The organism is Acidovorax sp. 106, from assembly GCF_003663825.1.
Classification (GTDB): domain Bacteria; phylum Pseudomonadota; class Gammaproteobacteria; order Burkholderiales; family Burkholderiaceae_C; genus Acidovorax.
In genome coordinates, this window is record NZ_RCCC01000001.1 from 2,091,400 (window position 1) to 2,106,660 (window position 15,261).

Genomic DNA, 15,261 nt, shown 5'->3' on the forward strand with positions numbered 1-15,261 from the left:
GGCAAGCCGGAGCGTGGGAGACGAGGCATCGCCAAAAGCGATGGAGTGCGTCATCAAATAGAAACAAATTATAGGATGCCCGTGCTTTTTCAGGCCACGCAGGACAACCCTAGTGTTGCGCGGATGGTCAAGGTTTTTTTGACCCTCCTCAAACCCCTTCTAGCAAGCGCGATGCCAGGGCGAATGCAGGGCCGCCCTGGTTGCGGCCCCATGGCGCGGCGCTGTGCTCAGCGCAAGAACGCGTCGTAGCCCGTCTTTAGGATCAGGCTGCTCACCACCACGATGAAGATGCCGCGCACAAAACCGGTGCCGTGCTTGAGCGCCATGTGCGTGCCCGCCATGCTGCCCACCACGTTGGCAATGGCCAGCGTGACGGCGTAGTGCCACCACACATGGCCCTTGAAGGCGAACAGCGTGATGGCGGCAATGTTGGTGGCGCAGTTGAGCAGTTTGGCCGAAGCCGATGCGTTCAGAAAGTCATAGCCCAGCAGGCGCACGAACAGGAAGACAAAGAAGCTGCCGGTGCCGGGGCCAAAGAAGCCGTCGTAAAAGCCAATGCCCAGGCCCACCAGGCAGGCCACCCACACCTCGGCGCGGCCCGCAAAGCGCGGGGCGTGGTGGCGGCCCAGGTCTTTTTTGGCCAGCGTGTAGGCCAGTACGGCCAGTAGCACCAGGGGCAGCACCTTGCGCAAGAAGTCGGGCGACAGGGCCGTGACCGTCCAGGCCCCGGTAAAGGCGCCCGCAAAGCCCGCGCCCGCAGCGGGCAGCAGGGCGCGCCAGCGCATCTCTACCCGGCGGCTGTACTGCCAAGTGGCCATGGCCGTGCCCCAGACCGAGCCGGCCTTGTTGGTGCCAAACAAAGTGGCCGGGGCGGTGCCCGGAAAAGCGGCAAACAGCGCGGGGGTCAGAATCAGTCCGCCCCCACCCACAATCGCGTCGATAAAGCCTGCGAAGAGCGAGGCCAGGGTAATAAAAATCCATTCCATCGCCTAATTTTGGCATGCAGCCTGTTATGGCTGTTATGGTTTTTATAGCGCCTGGACCTCGTCGGCATGGGCGCTTGAGGAGGACAACATCCCTGGCCGTGGACCCGCAAGGACAAAAAAAAGCGCTGGGATCGCCAGCGCTTTGAAAATTTTTCGCACCTCGTTGGGTGCTTATCTTGGTAGTTGGTTTACGGGTTGTCTCCTCGGTCCCCTCATCTGGGAACACCTTGGCGCCCCGTTGAGTAACTGCAATGTAACTCCTGCCCTGCCTTGGTGCATTGGGAGTTTCCCGCAGATTCTTGAGCGCGTGCAGGGCCTCGACCCGGTTGGCGCCCTGGCTTGTGCCGTGGCTGCAGGACTTGTGGTGCAAACGTATCCATATGTTGCATCTGGCACGGCTTGTGCAATCACTGCAGCCTGTCTGCCCCCTTGTGGGGCATGTCCGAAGGCAACGGAGGGAGAGACACATGAACCACAGCGAGAAACTCGCTATCGCCGCGCACCTGCACGTGCTGCTGCGGCGCAAGACGGGCCGCGTGACAGACACCGAGTGGATGGCGAGCAACGGCAGCTACGCCCGCGAGATCGTTCGCTTTGCCCGCGAACGCGCTGTGCAAGACCAAGCCCCTGAGCTGGTCGAATGGGCGGATCGCCTTGAGCATTGCATGCAAGACACCCTGGCCGCCGAACTGCGCCGCAGCGCCCGCGAAGCCGTGGCTGCCAAGACCGCCGAGCAGGCGGTGGTCCCTGCGGTGCACGCCCTGGCCCCGTCACACCCCCAAACGCGGCGCTATGTCGGTGGCATCCGCTGAATGGGGTGACCGGCAAGCAGCGCAGGCCACCCACTGGGTCCATTCAGCCCGCGCGCTGCGCCTCCACCATCCACTGCGCGGCGCGCTCGGCCATCATCAGTGTGGGCGAATTGGTGTTGCCGCTGGTGATGGTGGGCATCGCCCCAGCGTCCACCACGCGCAGGCCGTGCACCACGCCGCCGCGCCCATCGCGCACGCGCATCTGGCTGTCTAGCACCGCCATGGGGTCCAGGTCGTGCCCCATTTTGGTGGTGCCCACGGGGTGGAAGATGGTGGTGGCAATGTCGCCCGCCAGCCGCGCCAGGTCTGCGTCGGTCTGGTACTGCACGCCTGGCTTCCACTCCTCGGGCCGGTACTTGTCCAGCGCGGGCTGGGCCACGATGCGGCGCGTCACGCGCAGGCTGTCGGCGGCCACTTTGCGGTCCTCGGGGGTGCTCAGGTAGTTGGGGGCAATGGCCGGGGCGGTGCGGAAGTCTGCGTTCTTGATTTGCACGGTGCCCCGGCTGGTGGGGTTCAGGTTGCACACGCTGGCCGTAAAGGCCGGGAAGCTGTGCAGCGGCTCGCCAAACGCATCCAGCGACAAAGGCTGCACGTGGTACTGGATGTTGGGGTGCACATGCTCTGCGCTGCTGCGGGTGAAGGCGCCCAGTTGCGACGGCGCCATGCTCATGGGCCCACTGCGCTTGAGCACATATTCCAGCCCGATCTTGGCCTTGCCCACCAGCGAGTTGGCCATGGTGTTGAGCGTGGGCACGCCCTGCACCTTGAAGACCGAGCGGATCTGCAGGTGGTCTTGCAAATTGGCGCCCACGCCGGGCAGGTCCACCGCTACTTCCAGTCCGTGTTGGCGCAGCAGCGCAGCAGGCCCGATGCCCGACAGCTGCAGCAACTGCGGCGAGTTGACGGCGCCTGCGCTGAGCACCACCTCGCGGCTGGCGTGGGCGGTCACCATCTGCTGGCCGTCCCACACCTTCACGCCGCTGCAGCGGCGCTGCCCGTCGGGCTGCGTCTCGATGAGGAGCTGCGCCGCCTGCGCGCTGGTCCACATCTCAAAGTTGGGCCGCCCGTAGCAGGTGGGCCGCAAAAAGGCCTTGGCCGTGTTCCAGCGCCAGCCGCTTTTCTGGTTCACCTCAAAGTAGCCCACGCCCTCGTTGGTGCCCCGGTTGAAGTCGTCGGTGGCGGCAATGCCTGCCTCCTGCGCGGCCTGGGCAAAGGCGTCCAGCACATCCCAGCGCAGGCGCTGTTTTTCTACGCGCCACTCGCCCGTGCTGCCCGTGGCCTTGTTGCCGTGCAGGCGCTTGAAGTTTTCGTTGACGCCTTCGGGCTGGTCCAGCCGCCAGTGGTCTTCATGCCGACGAAAGTAGGGCAGGGCGTTGTCCCAGCGCCAGCTGTCGTCGCCCGTCAGCTGGGCCCACTGGTCGTAGTCGCGGGCCTGGCCGCGCATGTAGATCATGCCGTTGATGCTGCTGCAGCCGCCCAGCGTCTTGCCGCGCGGGTAGCGCAGGGTGCGGCCGTTCAGGCCTGCGTCGGGTTCGGTGTGGTACAGCCAGTCGGTGCGCGGGTTGCCAATGCAATACAGGTAGCCCACGGGAATGTGGATCCAGTGGTAGTCGTCTTTTCGACCCGCTTCGATCAGCAGCACGCGGTGGCGGCCGTCCGCGCTCAGGCGGTTGCACAGCAGGGCACCCGCAGTGCCGCCGCCAATGATGATGTAGTCAAACTGGGTGTCGCTCATGGATAGGGAAAGGGCGGAGATGGGACGGATGGGTTACCCGCCCCATTGTGCTGAGCGCCCACTGCCTGTCGATGGGGTAAATGCCTGTTGCTATTAAATAAATAGCTGCTCGCGCTTTCTAGTTGGGCGCTAGAGGGTATTTTGATAAAAATTGCATGCACGGGCCGCAAGAATGTGCCAAGGGGTTGCGCCCGGCTCCGCTACCATGCCTGACTCTGTCGTTTACCCCCATTGCCCTGCCCGGTGGCTTGTGCCGCCCTCCCACATGACCACTGACAGCGCCGCCCCCTGCATCGTCCGCACCGACACGCCCGAGGGGCCGTGCGCGCAGCCGCAGGGCCGCTGGGGTGCGGCCGAGCTGGGCACCCGCGCGCAGTGGAAGCTGCTGCGCCGCCAGCTGCAAGACAACGCGCCTGCCGCCGCCCTGGGCTGGGACCTGCGCGCCCTGCAGTGGCTGGACCATGTGGGCGCCCAACTGCTGTGGAACCACTGGGGCCGTGTCTGGCCCGCGCGCCTGGCGCTGACGGATGTGCAGCGCACCCTGCTCGAACGCGTGGCCCAGCTCACCATTGCCAACCCACCCGCCCCCGCGCCCTGGCGCCTGTTTGACCAGGTGGACCACCTGGGCGTGCTGGTGCTGCACGGGCTGGACCACGCCCGCCACGTCGTGCAGATGGTGGGCCAGCTGGTGCTGGACCTGCTGCGCCTGGTCCGCAATCCCCGGCGTGGCCCCTGGCGCGACATATCGGGCCACCTGTACCGCATGGGCGCCACCGCGCTGCCCATCACCGCGCTGGTGGGCTTCTTGATCGGGGTGGTGCTGGCCTACCTCATGAGCCTGCAGCTGCGCCAGTTCGGGGCCGAATCGTTCATCGTCAACATCCTGGGCATCTCGCTCATCCGCGAGCTGGGGCCCATGCTGGCCGCCATCTTGGTGGCGGGGCGCTCGGGCTCGTCCATCACCGCGCAGATTGGCGTGATGCGCGTGACCGAAGAGCTCGACGCCATGCGCGTCATGGGCATCCCGCACGGCTTTCGGCTCGTCATGCCGCGCACCATCGCCCTGGCGCTGGCCATGCCGCTCATCAGCGTGTGGACCACGCTGGCCGCGCTGGCCGGGGGCATGATGGCCGCAGACATCACGCTGGGCATCTCGCCGTCATACTTTGTGCAGGCCCTGCCTGCCGCCGTCAAGGTGGGCAACCTCACGCTGGCCATGGCCAAATCGGTGGTGTTCGGGGGGCTCATTGCGCTCATCGGCTGCCACTGGGGCCTGCGCGTTAAGCCCAACACTCAAAGCCTGGGCGAGGGCACCACCGCCTCGGTCGTCACCTCCATCACCATGGTCATCATCGTCGATGCGCTCTTTGCCGTCGCCTTCCGCAACGTGGGGATCTGAGCCATGACCGCCGCGCTGCACCCCCCGTCTTCCGCCCCCATTCCGAAACCCCTCGCCGTGCCCGCCCACGAGCCACCCATCGTCGAAGCCAAAGGCCTGTGGAGCGTGTTTGGCAAAGGCACCGAAGCCTTTGCCGTGCACCAAGACCTAGAGTTCAGCGTGCAGCGCGGCGAGATGCTCTCGCTGGTCGGCGGCTCGGGCACCGGCAAAACCGTGCTGCTGCGCCAAATACTGGGCCTGGCCCGCCCCACACGCGGCAGCGTCACCGTGCTGGGCCGCCCCGCATCAGAAATGGGCCGCGAAGGCGCCGCCAGCCGCGTGGGCATGCTGTTCCAGCACGGCGCGCTGTTCTCGGCCTTCAACGTGCTCGATAACGTCGCTTTTGCCCTGCGCGAGCAAGGCACCCTGCCCGACGAGCTGGTGCGCGCCGCCGCCCTCGTCAAGCTGCAGATGGTGGGCCTGAAGCCCGAGCACGCCACCCGCATGCCCGCCGATTTGTCGGGCGGCATGGTCAAGCGCGTGGCCCTGGCACGCGCCCTCATCATGGACCCGCCCCTTTTGCTGCTCGACGAGCCCACCGCCGGGCTGGACCCGAGCAGCTCCGACGACTTCTGCGCCCTGGTGCGCGAGCTGCGCGCGGCCCTGGGCCTTACCGTCATCATGGTCACGCACGACCTGGACACCCTCTTTGCCCTGAGCACCCGCGTGGCCGTGCTGGCCGATAAAAAAGTCATCGTCACCGGCCCCCCTCAAGAGGTGGCCCACTTCAAGCACCCGTTCATCGAACACTTCTTCATGGGCGAACGCGGCCAACGCGCCATGGCCCCGCTGCAGCCCACCGCGGTGGCCCATGCAGCGCCAGCCAACACCGCCACATCCACGCCCGCATCTGTGCCCCCCAAGGACCTCTGATGGAAAACAAATCACACGCCCTCGCCGCAGGCACCTTCGTCATCGTCGTGGCCGCCCTGCTCGCGGGCCTGGCCATCTGGCTCACCCGCGACAACGCCAACTACGACCAGTACGAACTCTCCACCCGCGAAGGCGTCAGCGGCCTACAGCCCCAGGCCGCTGTGCGCTACAAAGGCGTGGCCGTGGGCAAAGTGCAGCGCATCGGGTTTGACCCGCAAGTGCCCGGCAACGTGCTCATCCGCATCGCCGTCAACCACAACGCCCCCATCAACCCCACCACCTTCGCCACCCTGGGCTACCAAGGCGTCACCGGCCTGGCCCACGTGCTGCTGGACGACGCCGCCCAGCCCCTGCCCCCCTTGCCCGAAGGCCCCAGCGGCCTGCCGCGCCTCACGCTCAAGCCATCGCCCTTTGGCCGCATCGCAGAGCAGGCCCCCAACATCCTCGCCCAGGTCGAAGAAGCCACCCGCCGCATCAACCAACTGCTGGGCGACGAAAACCAACAACGCATCACCCAGGCCCTGGGCCACATCGGCCAGGCCGCCAGCAGCGTCAACACCCTCACCCAGCGCGTGGACGCCGTGGTGCAAAACCGCCTCGACCCCGCCCTGGCATCCCTGCCGCCGCTGGCTGCGGACGCGCGCAAAACCATGCAATCCCTGCAAACCGCAGGCAACAGCGTGACCACCCTGGCGCAAGACCTGGGCGGCACCGCCCGCCGCCTCAGCGAAAAAGGCGGCGCCATCGATCAGCTCACCCACGGCACCCAGGTCATGGCCGCAGCGGCCGACAACTTCAGCCGCTCCACCCTGCCCAGCATCAACCGCGCCGCCGACGAAACCGGCCGCGCCGTGCGCCAAATGGGCCTGGCCGCCGCCAGCGTTGCCGACAACCCCCAACTCTTCATCTACGGCAGCGGCCGCCTGCCCCCCGGCCCCGGCGAGCCCGGCTTTGCCCCACCCCTGGCCCAACCCTGACCCACAAAGGCCCGAGCCATGCATACCACCCCCGCCCGCCCGTCTATTCGCCCGTCTGCCCACCCCTTTGCCTGTCCTGCCAGCTCTGCAATGAATGCTATTAAAAACATAGCTTCTAGCGCTCGTTTAGCAAGCGCTACAGGCACTTTTTGCTTGATATTGCTGGCCGGTTGCAGCGCCTTGCCCTCCGCGCCCAACCGCCCAGTGTCCTACGATTTTGGCCCCGGCCTCACCCGCTACGCCCCGGCCGACCGCGCAGCCCAGCCCACCCCCCTGGCCCCCATTGCCCTGGCCGACGTAGAAGCCACCGGCCTGGCCGAAGGCAGCACCGCCGTGCAATACCGCCTGGCCTACGCCGACGCCCAGCAACTGCGCCCCTACACCCTGGCCCGCTGGACGCAGCCCCCCGTGCAACTCGTGCAACAAGCCCTGCGCGCCCAACTGGGCCAGCGCCGCCCCGTGCTGCAAGACGCTGACGCCGCAGCCCAAGCCCGCGACACCGCCCGAGGCGGCAAACTGCCCGCCGTACTGCGCATCGAGTTGGAAGAATTCAGCCACCTCTTCACATCGCCCACCGAAAGCACCGGCCTGCTGCGCCTGCGCGCCACCCTGGTAGACCCCACCCCCGCAGGCGAAACCCTGCTGGGCCAACGCGTGTTCATCGTGCAAAAGCCCGCCCTGACAGCGGATGCGGCGGGGGGCACCCGCGCCCTGGCCGAGGCTGCGCGGCAGGTGGCGCAAGAGGTGGATGAGTGGGTGGGGGCTGCGGTGAGGTGATTTAACCGATGCGATTCAAGTCGCAAGGCTGATACATGCGATAACGGGTGTGGCGGAACGTTTTCTGCTTTTAGTCCCACAGTTGCGTAAGACTATGCGACTGAATTTAAAGCTGTCTTCTACTCAATTTTGATTAAAAAGAAAATGGTCTTCTTGTTTTTGTGTCGCATGAAAATTATCGCTTGGCGATGGGGATGAGTTTTGTTTGTGTATTTAAATGACTGATGCTATAAATGAATTTATTTAGAAAAACATTTTTTGGAATATTTATTTTTTGTTTTGTTTTTGCTAAGGTATCAGCAGGGCAAATTTTCGTGCAGAGTGGTACTTGGATAGTCAATTCCGAATTGAATGGATTGCCTGGCAGAGGCATGGCTATCGATGTTCAAAACCAACAACTTGTAATGCAGGTCTACAACTACACCCCTGCTGGACAACCTACATTTCACCTAGCAGCTGGGTCTCTCGTAGATGGTAAATTTCAAGCTCCTTTAAAGCAATATAGGGGTGGTCGATATTTTGGAAGTGGTGAGCGGATAGGTCAAGAAGATCAATCTGCAGGGGATGTTTTTATCCGTTTCAATAGCTCAACAACAGGATTTGTTCAATTTCCTGGGGAGCCTGAGGTGGCTATGTCGCGCTTTAGGTTCGATGGTGTACCAGTGGGGTCGTTGCTTAAGCCTAATTTTAGAGAGAGTTGGGTTGTCTTGGAGTATGCTGAGGACGGATCAGCTAGATATCCATGGAAGATTGAAATTTATAAAGATAAGGATAATGGTGGAGTTGAATCTCTAGCTGTTGTGGGTAGTGGCTTTGGAGAGGCCTCTCTATTTTCATCTAATCCGTGTTTGCCTATGCAAAGCGAGGAGTGGTTTCAGTGTGAGGTAATCTTCTCAGATGTAAGTGGTTTGAAGAACAAGGCGGTTTTTGAAATACATAAAAAGCTCAGCGGTCTGGAAGGATATGTGACCCGCGTGGGGTCTCCTTCGATACGAACCAAGCTACTTGGAAGTAAGTATTCAAGCTACAACACCTCTAGTTTGGTCGCCTTCAGGATGGCGGATATTCAGTACGATCAAATTAATAACTATGGAGGCCGGCTTTATGAGAGCGGTATGTCTATGTACGTACCGGAGCCGGGGACTTGGGTAGTTAGCCAGGAATTGAACGGAAAGCCTGGGCGTGGTATGGCGATCGACGTTCAGAATGATATTTTAGTTATGCAAGTGTATAATTATGAGAGCAATGGTGATCCAATCTTCCACTTGGCGGTAGGTCAAATGAATTTTTATGCTTTTGATGGCTTGAATAGAAATAAAAACTCAGCATTTACTGCTCAATTAAAAAAATATGCTGGCGGTCGTTACTTTGGTGCGGAGGCTTTGAGTGGTCGTGAAGTGGGGGATGCTGGGAAGGTTCACTTAAATTTTGAGTCTCCGCTGAAGGGGTGGGTGAAATTTCCAGGTGAGGATTGGGTGGAAATTGAGAAGTTTCAATTCGGCTACGGCCAGAAAAATCCTGAAGCTTTGTTGGGAAAGTGGTCTTTTGGTGTAGTGGATGATTGGGATTATGTTGTTAATCTGGATAGGGTTGATGGTAAGGTCGCAAGAGGCGATCGTGCAAGTTGTCAATATTCTGAGGAAAATTATAATTTATACATGTATTACAATGAATCCGTGTTCTGCATTTTGAATGTTTCTAGTGAATCTTTTTTGTTTATAACATTTGATGCTACACCTGAAGTTAGAGCTGTGCCAGCGGTGTCTCGGGAAATAATGCCACCTCCTTTTTCGGGAATAACAACGAAAGGGTTTGCTGTGCAGGTTCGTGATAAAAATGGAGTTGATCTAGGGTTGAATTATTTAGATCAATAGATATTTCAATGAACTGATCTGAAAATTTTGGCCGAGCTCTTTGTTAATATTTTTCCGAAAATTTTAGCTTTTAGTCGGCACCTGCGATGGATATAACGCAGCATGTTCTGCTTGCGCTGAACAACAAAGCCAATTGCGCTTTGAGCAGCGATCTACACAGTCTTGCGACCTCATGTTTATTGCAACCGCAAATCGTGAGGAATCTGATCGCTACCAGGTCATAGACAGCGAGCGCCTGTCCCCCCGGCGCCCGACCAACACGCACGGGCAAGTGGTGTGGCAATGGCTGATTACGGGCGATGGAGAAGTAGCCCCCACCACTGGGGCCACAGGCTACGCGTTTGAAGCGCCGCAGCTCGGGGGAACCAACACCTCAGGCAGCGTGTACAGCGAAGAAGTGAACTCCAAGCTGCGCTACTCGGGGCAGGTGTGGGTTGAAGAGACGGGGTTGAGCTACAACCTGAATCGATACTATGACCTGCAGGCGGGGCGGTACGTGCAGGCCGTCCCGATTGGGCTGGATGGGGGGCGGCCAGCTCCCACGTTGCCTCGATGTGAGAGGGGGCGCAGTGGTGAGCTGCCCCCTTCATGCATCACTGAAGGTTGATAGCCGAAAGCTGCCCGGCAGGAGTGGCAATGTAGAGCAGACCGTTGGCGGACGCGGACAAGTTGCCTGCAAGGGGGTGAGACCAAGCCTGTGCGTGATTTTGGCGACTGACTGCATACGTGGAGCCGCCGCTGGTGCGGTTGGACGAGACGAAAACCCAATTGCCGACGATGGCAATGTTGTAGACGATGCCGTCACTCGGGCTCAGTGTGCCGTCGGGCAGTTGGGTAGACCACAGTAACTCGCCAGTGGCGGTGGAGCGAGCCTCCAGGCTAGGAGGGCCAAAGTCATTGCCGGGGGCGTTCACCACATACGCGGTGTTGTCTGCAATGACGGGCGCACTGCGGAAGCCTGCACTCACGCTCCACAGCTTTTTGTTGCCCTGCACTGAAAACGCGCTGAGTGCGGACCAGCCGGAGTTGTAGTGAGACAGGATGACTTGGTCATCGCCCAAAGCGGTCAGGTTGAAGAGGCGTGCGGCACCGCTGGCGCGCCATGTGACGGGGATGGATGCGACGAGGTTGCCGGTAGTGGTGCTGTATGCCTTCACGGTTTCAGAGGTGATGGACAGCGTGTAGATGTAGTTCTGGCTGAAACCGGGTGTGAAGAAGTTCACGACTTCACTGTGATCGCTCGTCCAAACCGGGCTGTTGGTCGTCAAGTTCCATCGTTGCCCTGTGCCTGCGTAGAGCGACGTACCGTCAGTCACCAAACTGCTGGACGCTACGCCACTGAGGGTTTGCTGAAGTGAGCCGCTGGCCGGGTCTACGGTGAAGAGTCCCCGGTTGTCACTGATCAGAACTTTGCCGTTGGCAATAGCGGGGGTGTAGCCGCTGACCGTGGAGGTCCAGGCGGCGCTGCCGTCGTGCTCGTTGTAGGCCGCCAGCGTGCCGCCACCTGTGAATAATTTGCCTTGCGCTGTGACAAAGGGAGGAACGGTGGGGGCGAAGCTTTTGTTCCAGCGCAACGTGAAGTTGCTGGGCTTGAGGTCGGCTGTGGTGGATAGGTACTTGTTAGCGCCCAGGTCACCAGTGGCATTGGGCCATGCGGTGGCTCCGGGCAACGCGCTCAGTGGCTTTGGGGCAGGGGCAGCAACCACTTCAAACTGGTACGGAACCTTCCAGGGCGATCCTGGGTAGGGCTGGGCGCAGACCTCTGGTGCGTCCTTGCACAGATACACCGTCAGTTGGCCGGAGTGTTTGCCCAGGGCCGCCTTTGGCGACGTCTGCAAGGTGGCTCGATACTGCAGGTCACTCATGGCCGTGACGGCCACCCTGCCGTCAAAGTCAGGGGTGACTTCCACGCGGGCATTGAGTTGTTCGGCAATGGTGCGCGAGGATGTCGCTGTCAGTGAGAGTGTGGCTGAGCCGCCATTCACCACTGTGTAGTTGTTTTGACTCCAGGCGAAGCTCAGCCATCCGTTTTCCGCGCCGTTATCAGGCGTCGGTGAGGGGCTTGATGCATCGCCGCCGCCTCCACCGCCACAACCAGCCAACGCCAACGCAAGAATAATTCCCAAGGCTCTCATTGTTTCCACTCTGTAAAGAAAAGTGAATCTTACAAGCGCTTCGAAATGGTTTTCTCTGAGATGTCAGTGCAACAGAAAGGAAAGGAAAGGCACGCAAGCCGATATCGCTACAGCTTTCCTGAGCATGGACGTGCAGGGTGATTGCAGCAGCCAGCGACGGAAGTGCCGCTGCTCCAATTTTGATAGCTGTTAGCGCTTACTGAGTTTGCGCTAGAGCTGATTTTTATTCAGATTCCACACGGGTTTGCCTGCCTCACTCCTTCGGCAAGCCATCAAACTTCTCCACCAAAAAATCCACCAACGCCCGCACCCGCGCAGGGACGAAGCGGCCGCTGGGCAGCAGGGCTTGCAGGGGGTAGGGCGGGGTGTCCCAGTCGGGCAGCAGGCGCACCAGGGGGCTGTGCTTTAGCTCCTGGTGCAGGTAGGGCACGGATTTGTAGATGATGCCGTGGCCTGCGATGGCCCAGTCGCGGGCCAGGGCTGCGTCGTCGGCGGTGCGGTTGCCTTTGACGCGCACTTCGGTCCATTGCCCGTCGCGGCCAAAGCGCCAGGTGCGGGCGGGGCGGCCTGCGATGTGGAAGGCGATGCAGTTGTGCTGCAGCAGATCTTGCGGGGTGGTGGGTGTGCCGTGGCGCTCCAGGTAGGCGGGGGCGGCCCACAGCATGGGGCGGGTGGTGGTGAGGGGGCGGGCGATGAGGTGCGAGTCGGCCAGGGGGCCGTAGCGCAGGGCCATGTCGACTTCGTCGCGGGTCACGTCCAGGGGCTGGTCGCTCACGCTCAGGGCCAGTTCTACGCCGGGGTGTGCGGCCAAAAACTCGTCAAACCACGGCAGCAGCAGGTTGCGCGCCAGGTCGGACGGGGCGGCCACGCGCAGGGTGCCCACCAGGGTGCCGTGGTGGGCGGTGGCCATGCTTTCGCCTTCGGCCAGCAGGTCGAAGGCGCGCTGGGCGTAGTCGAGCAGGATTTGCCCCTGGGCGGTGAGGCGCATGGCGCGGGTGGAGCGTTCGAACAGGCGCGAGCCCAGTTGCCCTTCCAGCCGCTTGAGGGCGGCGCTGGCGGCGGCGGGTGTCATGCCCAGGGCGCGGGCGGCGGCGCTGAGGGTGCCAGTGCGTGCGGTGTGGGTGAGTACGTGCAGGTCGGCCAGGTTTTCGATTTTCATGGGCGGGCTGTGGTTCGGAGCAGGGTTTTGGCTGGGTGGATGGGGCACTCGCCCCATCGAGTCGTTCACGCTGAGCGCAGTCGACGCGCCGCGCAGGGCTTCGACGGGCTCAGCCCGAACGGATATTTTTAGTTCCGAGGTCCCGGATCGCTATTTTCAATTTTCATTTGAAATTGAATGCATTCAAAGCCGTCTTATCAATTGTGGGTTGCTTATCTACAGTGCCTGCATGGCTTGGGATGGGCCCGGCCAGTGATTGAGCGATGCAATGCCGTGAGCCCTGGGCGCCGTGTTGGCGCAATGCGTGCCCGCAGCAATGCAATGAAAGGACTGTGATGAAAGCCGTTGGATACCGTGCAAATTGGCCTGTGGAGCATGCCGAGGCGCTGTTGGATTTGGAGCTGCCTGCGCCAGTGCCGGGCGCACGCGATGTTTTGGTGCAGGTGAAGGCGGTGTCGGTGAACCCGGTGGACACCAAGGTGCGCAAGGGCTCGCTGCCGCCCGAGGGGCAGGCCAAGGTGCTGGGCTGGGACGCCGTGGGCACAGTGGAGGCGGTGGGCGCGCAGGTGTCGCGCTTCAAGGCGGGCGACCGGGTGTATTACGCGGGCTCTATCACCCGCCCTGGGGCCAATAGCGAGCTGCATGCAGTGGATGAGCGCATTGTGGCGCTGGCCCCGCAGTCGCTGAACGACGAGCAGGCGGCGGCCTTGCCGCTGACCACCATCACGGCGTATGAGCTGCTGTTTGACCGCCTGGGCGTGGCCAAGGGGGGCGGTGCGGGGCAGACGCTGCTGGTGGTGGGCGGTGCGGGTGGGGTGGGCTCCATCCTGATCCAGCTGGCGCGGCAGCTGACGCAGCTGCGCGTGGTGGCCACGGCCTCGCGCCCCGAGACGTAGCAGTGGTGCCTGGACCTGGGCGCGCATTTCGTGGTCGACCACTCGCGTCCGCTGGCGGCCGAGTTGAAGTCTGCTGGCGTGGAGGGTGTGGACCTGGTGGCCAGCCTGACGCAGACGCAGCAGCACTACACGCAACTGATCGAGGCCCTCAAGCCCCAGGGGCGCCTGGGCGTGATTGACGATATGCAGGGGCTGGACGCGATGCCGCTCAAGGGCAAGGCGCTGTCGCTGCACTGGGAGATGATGTTCACCCGCCCCATGTATGAAACGCCCGACATGGGCGAGCAGGGTGCGTTGCTGGCCGAGGTGGCTGCGCTGGTGGATGCGGGGCGCGTGCGCTCCACCGTCAGCACCAGCTTTGGCACCATCAACGCCCACAACCTGCGCAAGGCGCATGCGCTGATCGAGTCGGGCAAGGCGCACGGCAAGGTGGTGCTGGCGGGGTTCTGAGCCTGGCGCCCTCATTGCCCCGTTACTGTTTTGTTCTGTTGTTGGCTTGCCTGCGCCGTGGAGTGCGGGCAGGCCGTTAACATGGCCGCTCTCAAAAACCACTATGACAAGAGAGAGGGAGCCGATGTTCATCGTCTGGGGGCGCAAGCTCGTCTATCGCAAGCTGGGCCATGTGGCCGATTTTTGTCCCATCTGCCGCAAGCCACGGCCGTTTGCGTTGCAGCGCATTGGCTCTGCCGGGCATGTGTACTACATCACCGTAAGCCAGGGCGAGCTGGTGGGGTACGAGCGCACATGCTTGAAGTGCCAAACTACCTTCAATGCCGAGCCCACCCAGTACGCCAAGGTGGTGCCCAAGCCGCTGCCTTGGAACGACATGGTGCGCCAGACGTTTCCGACCCTGCACGAGGCCTGGGCCGATCGCCTGGCGCTGGAGCAGCAGGTGCGTGACAACCCGCACACCTTGTCGGCCCAAGACCGGCATGCGCTCATCCGCAACCCGTTTTTGTTGCTGTCGCCCAAGGTGGAGAAGCGGTTTGCCTCGACCCACATGGACAAGGAGGTGGGCTTTGCGTTGCTGGGGGCGGTGGTGTTGCTGATCGCGGTGCCTGCGTTGGCGCGCGCGGTGGTGCCCGACCAGGCGGAGGTGGGCGTGCTGGTGGCGATGGGCCTGGGCGCGTCGCTGGTGGTGTGGCAGATCGCGATGTCAGGGAGTCGCTTTATGCGTCGCCAAGTGGTGCCTGTGTTGGCCCAGTGCCTGCAGCCCTTGCAGCCCACGCCGGGCGAGTTGCAGGCGGTGATGGCGGAGCTGAAAACCCTCAAGCACAAGATGGGCAGCAAGCTGAAGCTGCCTGAGCTGTATGCGCAGCTGAAGATGAAGGCGCGGGGCTCTGCGGGTTGATGCCTTTGAATAGGTTCTTATTGAGTCGGCTTGAATCACCTTGAACCGTTCACGCTGAGCCTGTCGAAGCGCCGCGCAGGGCTTCGACAGGCTCAGCCCGAACGGATTTTTCAAGTTCAAAGATGCCGACCCAATAGCTCGCGCTGAGGCTGCACAGTCGCCACGCCCCAGGCACAAAAAAAAGCCCGGAGCACTGGCGTGGTCCGGGCGTAGCGTCGCGGCCTTGTGGTGGCAGTGAAGCCCGGCGC

At 62.0% G+C, this 15,261-nt stretch carries 12 protein-coding genes and 1 pseudogene; 9 read left to right on the top strand and 4 right to left on the bottom strand.

What is annotated here, in order from left to right; translation table 11 throughout:
* Positions 1 to 227: 227 nt before the first annotated feature.
* Positions 228 to 986 carry a TSUP family transporter gene (locus tag C8C98_RS09265; protein WP_121454038.1) on the bottom strand — a complete coding sequence of 253 codons (759 nt, stop codon included), beginning with the start codon at positions 984 to 986 and terminating at the stop codon, positions 228 to 230.
* A gap of 467 nt (positions 987 to 1,453) precedes the next feature.
* Here C8C98_RS09265 and C8C98_RS09270 point away from each other — a divergent pair, with 467 nt between their 5' ends.
* Positions 1,454 to 1,798, top strand: a complete 345-nt coding sequence (locus C8C98_RS09270; protein ID WP_121454039.1) for a hypothetical protein — start codon at positions 1,454 to 1,456, stop codon at positions 1,796 to 1,798.
* Between the two features lie 43 nt (positions 1,799 to 1,841).
* On the opposite strand, the gene C8C98_RS09275 is transcribed toward C8C98_RS09270, so the two are convergent.
* Complete coding sequence (locus tag C8C98_RS09275) at positions 1,842 to 3,533, bottom strand: GMC family oxidoreductase (protein WP_121454040.1); 1,692 nt, start codon at positions 3,531 to 3,533, stop codon at positions 1,842 to 1,844.
* Positions 3,534 to 3,798: 265 nt separating this feature from the next.
* On the opposite strand from C8C98_RS09275, the gene C8C98_RS09280 reads away from it, so the two are divergent.
* The 6 genes from C8C98_RS09280 to C8C98_RS09300 all read left to right on the top strand — a co-directional run bounded on the left by C8C98_RS09280 (position 3,799) and on the right by C8C98_RS09300 (position 10,079).
* Entirely contained in the window at positions 3,799 to 4,932 is a 1,134-nt protein-coding gene (locus C8C98_RS09280) for an ABC transporter permease (RefSeq protein ID WP_121454041.1), read from the top strand.
* A 3-nt stretch (positions 4,933 to 4,935) separates the two neighbouring features.
* Positions 4,936 to 5,844: an ABC transporter ATP-binding protein gene (locus C8C98_RS09285; protein WP_121454042.1), complete on the top strand. Its 909-nt coding sequence runs from the start codon at positions 4,936 to 4,938 to the stop codon at positions 5,842 to 5,844.
* Positions 5,844 to 6,821: an MlaD family protein gene (locus tag C8C98_RS09290; protein ID WP_121454043.1), complete on the top strand. Its 978-nt coding sequence runs from the start codon at positions 5,844 to 5,846 to the stop codon at positions 6,819 to 6,821. Before C8C98_RS09285 ends, C8C98_RS09290 begins: the two co-directional genes overlap by 1 nt.
* A gap of 90 nt (positions 6,822 to 6,911) precedes the next feature.
* Complete coding sequence (locus C8C98_RS09295) at positions 6,912 to 7,598, top strand: ABC-type transport auxiliary lipoprotein family protein (RefSeq protein ID WP_121454044.1); 687 nt, start codon at positions 6,912 to 6,914, stop codon at positions 7,596 to 7,598.
* 233 nt (positions 7,599 to 7,831) lie between these two features.
* The gene (locus C8C98_RS21540) at positions 7,832 to 9,472 is read left to right on the top strand and encodes a hypothetical protein (protein WP_147436356.1); all 1,641 of its coding nucleotides are present in this window, start codon (positions 7,832 to 7,834) and stop codon (positions 9,470 to 9,472) included.
* A 172-nt stretch (positions 9,473 to 9,644) separates the two neighbouring features.
* A complete protein-coding gene (locus C8C98_RS09300) occupies positions 9,645 to 10,079 on the top strand; it encodes an RHS repeat-associated core domain-containing protein (protein WP_121454045.1) in 435 nt (144 codons plus the stop codon).
* Here the strand turns inward: C8C98_RS09300 and C8C98_RS09305 are convergent.
* Together C8C98_RS09305 and C8C98_RS09310 are read right to left on the bottom strand one after the other, a co-directional pair.
* The gene (locus tag C8C98_RS09305; protein WP_158600156.1) at positions 10,066 to 11,598 is read right to left on the bottom strand and encodes a PQQ-binding-like beta-propeller repeat protein; all 1,533 of its coding nucleotides are present in this window, start codon (positions 11,596 to 11,598) and stop codon (positions 10,066 to 10,068) included. The two genes, C8C98_RS09300 and C8C98_RS09305, sit on opposite strands and share 14 nt — an antisense overlap.
* A gap of 262 nt (positions 11,599 to 11,860) precedes the next feature.
* Positions 11,861 to 12,766, bottom strand: coding sequence for a LysR family transcriptional regulator (locus tag C8C98_RS09310; RefSeq protein WP_121454047.1), 906 nt, complete (start codon positions 12,764 to 12,766; stop codon positions 11,861 to 11,863).
* Positions 12,767 to 13,101: 335 nt separating this feature from the next.
* Here C8C98_RS09310 and C8C98_RS09315 point away from each other — a divergent pair.
* Positions 13,102 to 14,112: pseudogene (locus C8C98_RS09315) on the top strand (zinc-binding alcohol dehydrogenase family protein).
* Between the two features lie 124 nt (positions 14,113 to 14,236).
* Complete coding sequence (locus C8C98_RS09320) at positions 14,237 to 15,013, top strand: hypothetical protein (RefSeq protein WP_121454048.1); 777 nt, start codon at positions 14,237 to 14,239, stop codon at positions 15,011 to 15,013.
* Positions 15,014 to 15,261 lie beyond the last annotated feature (248 nt).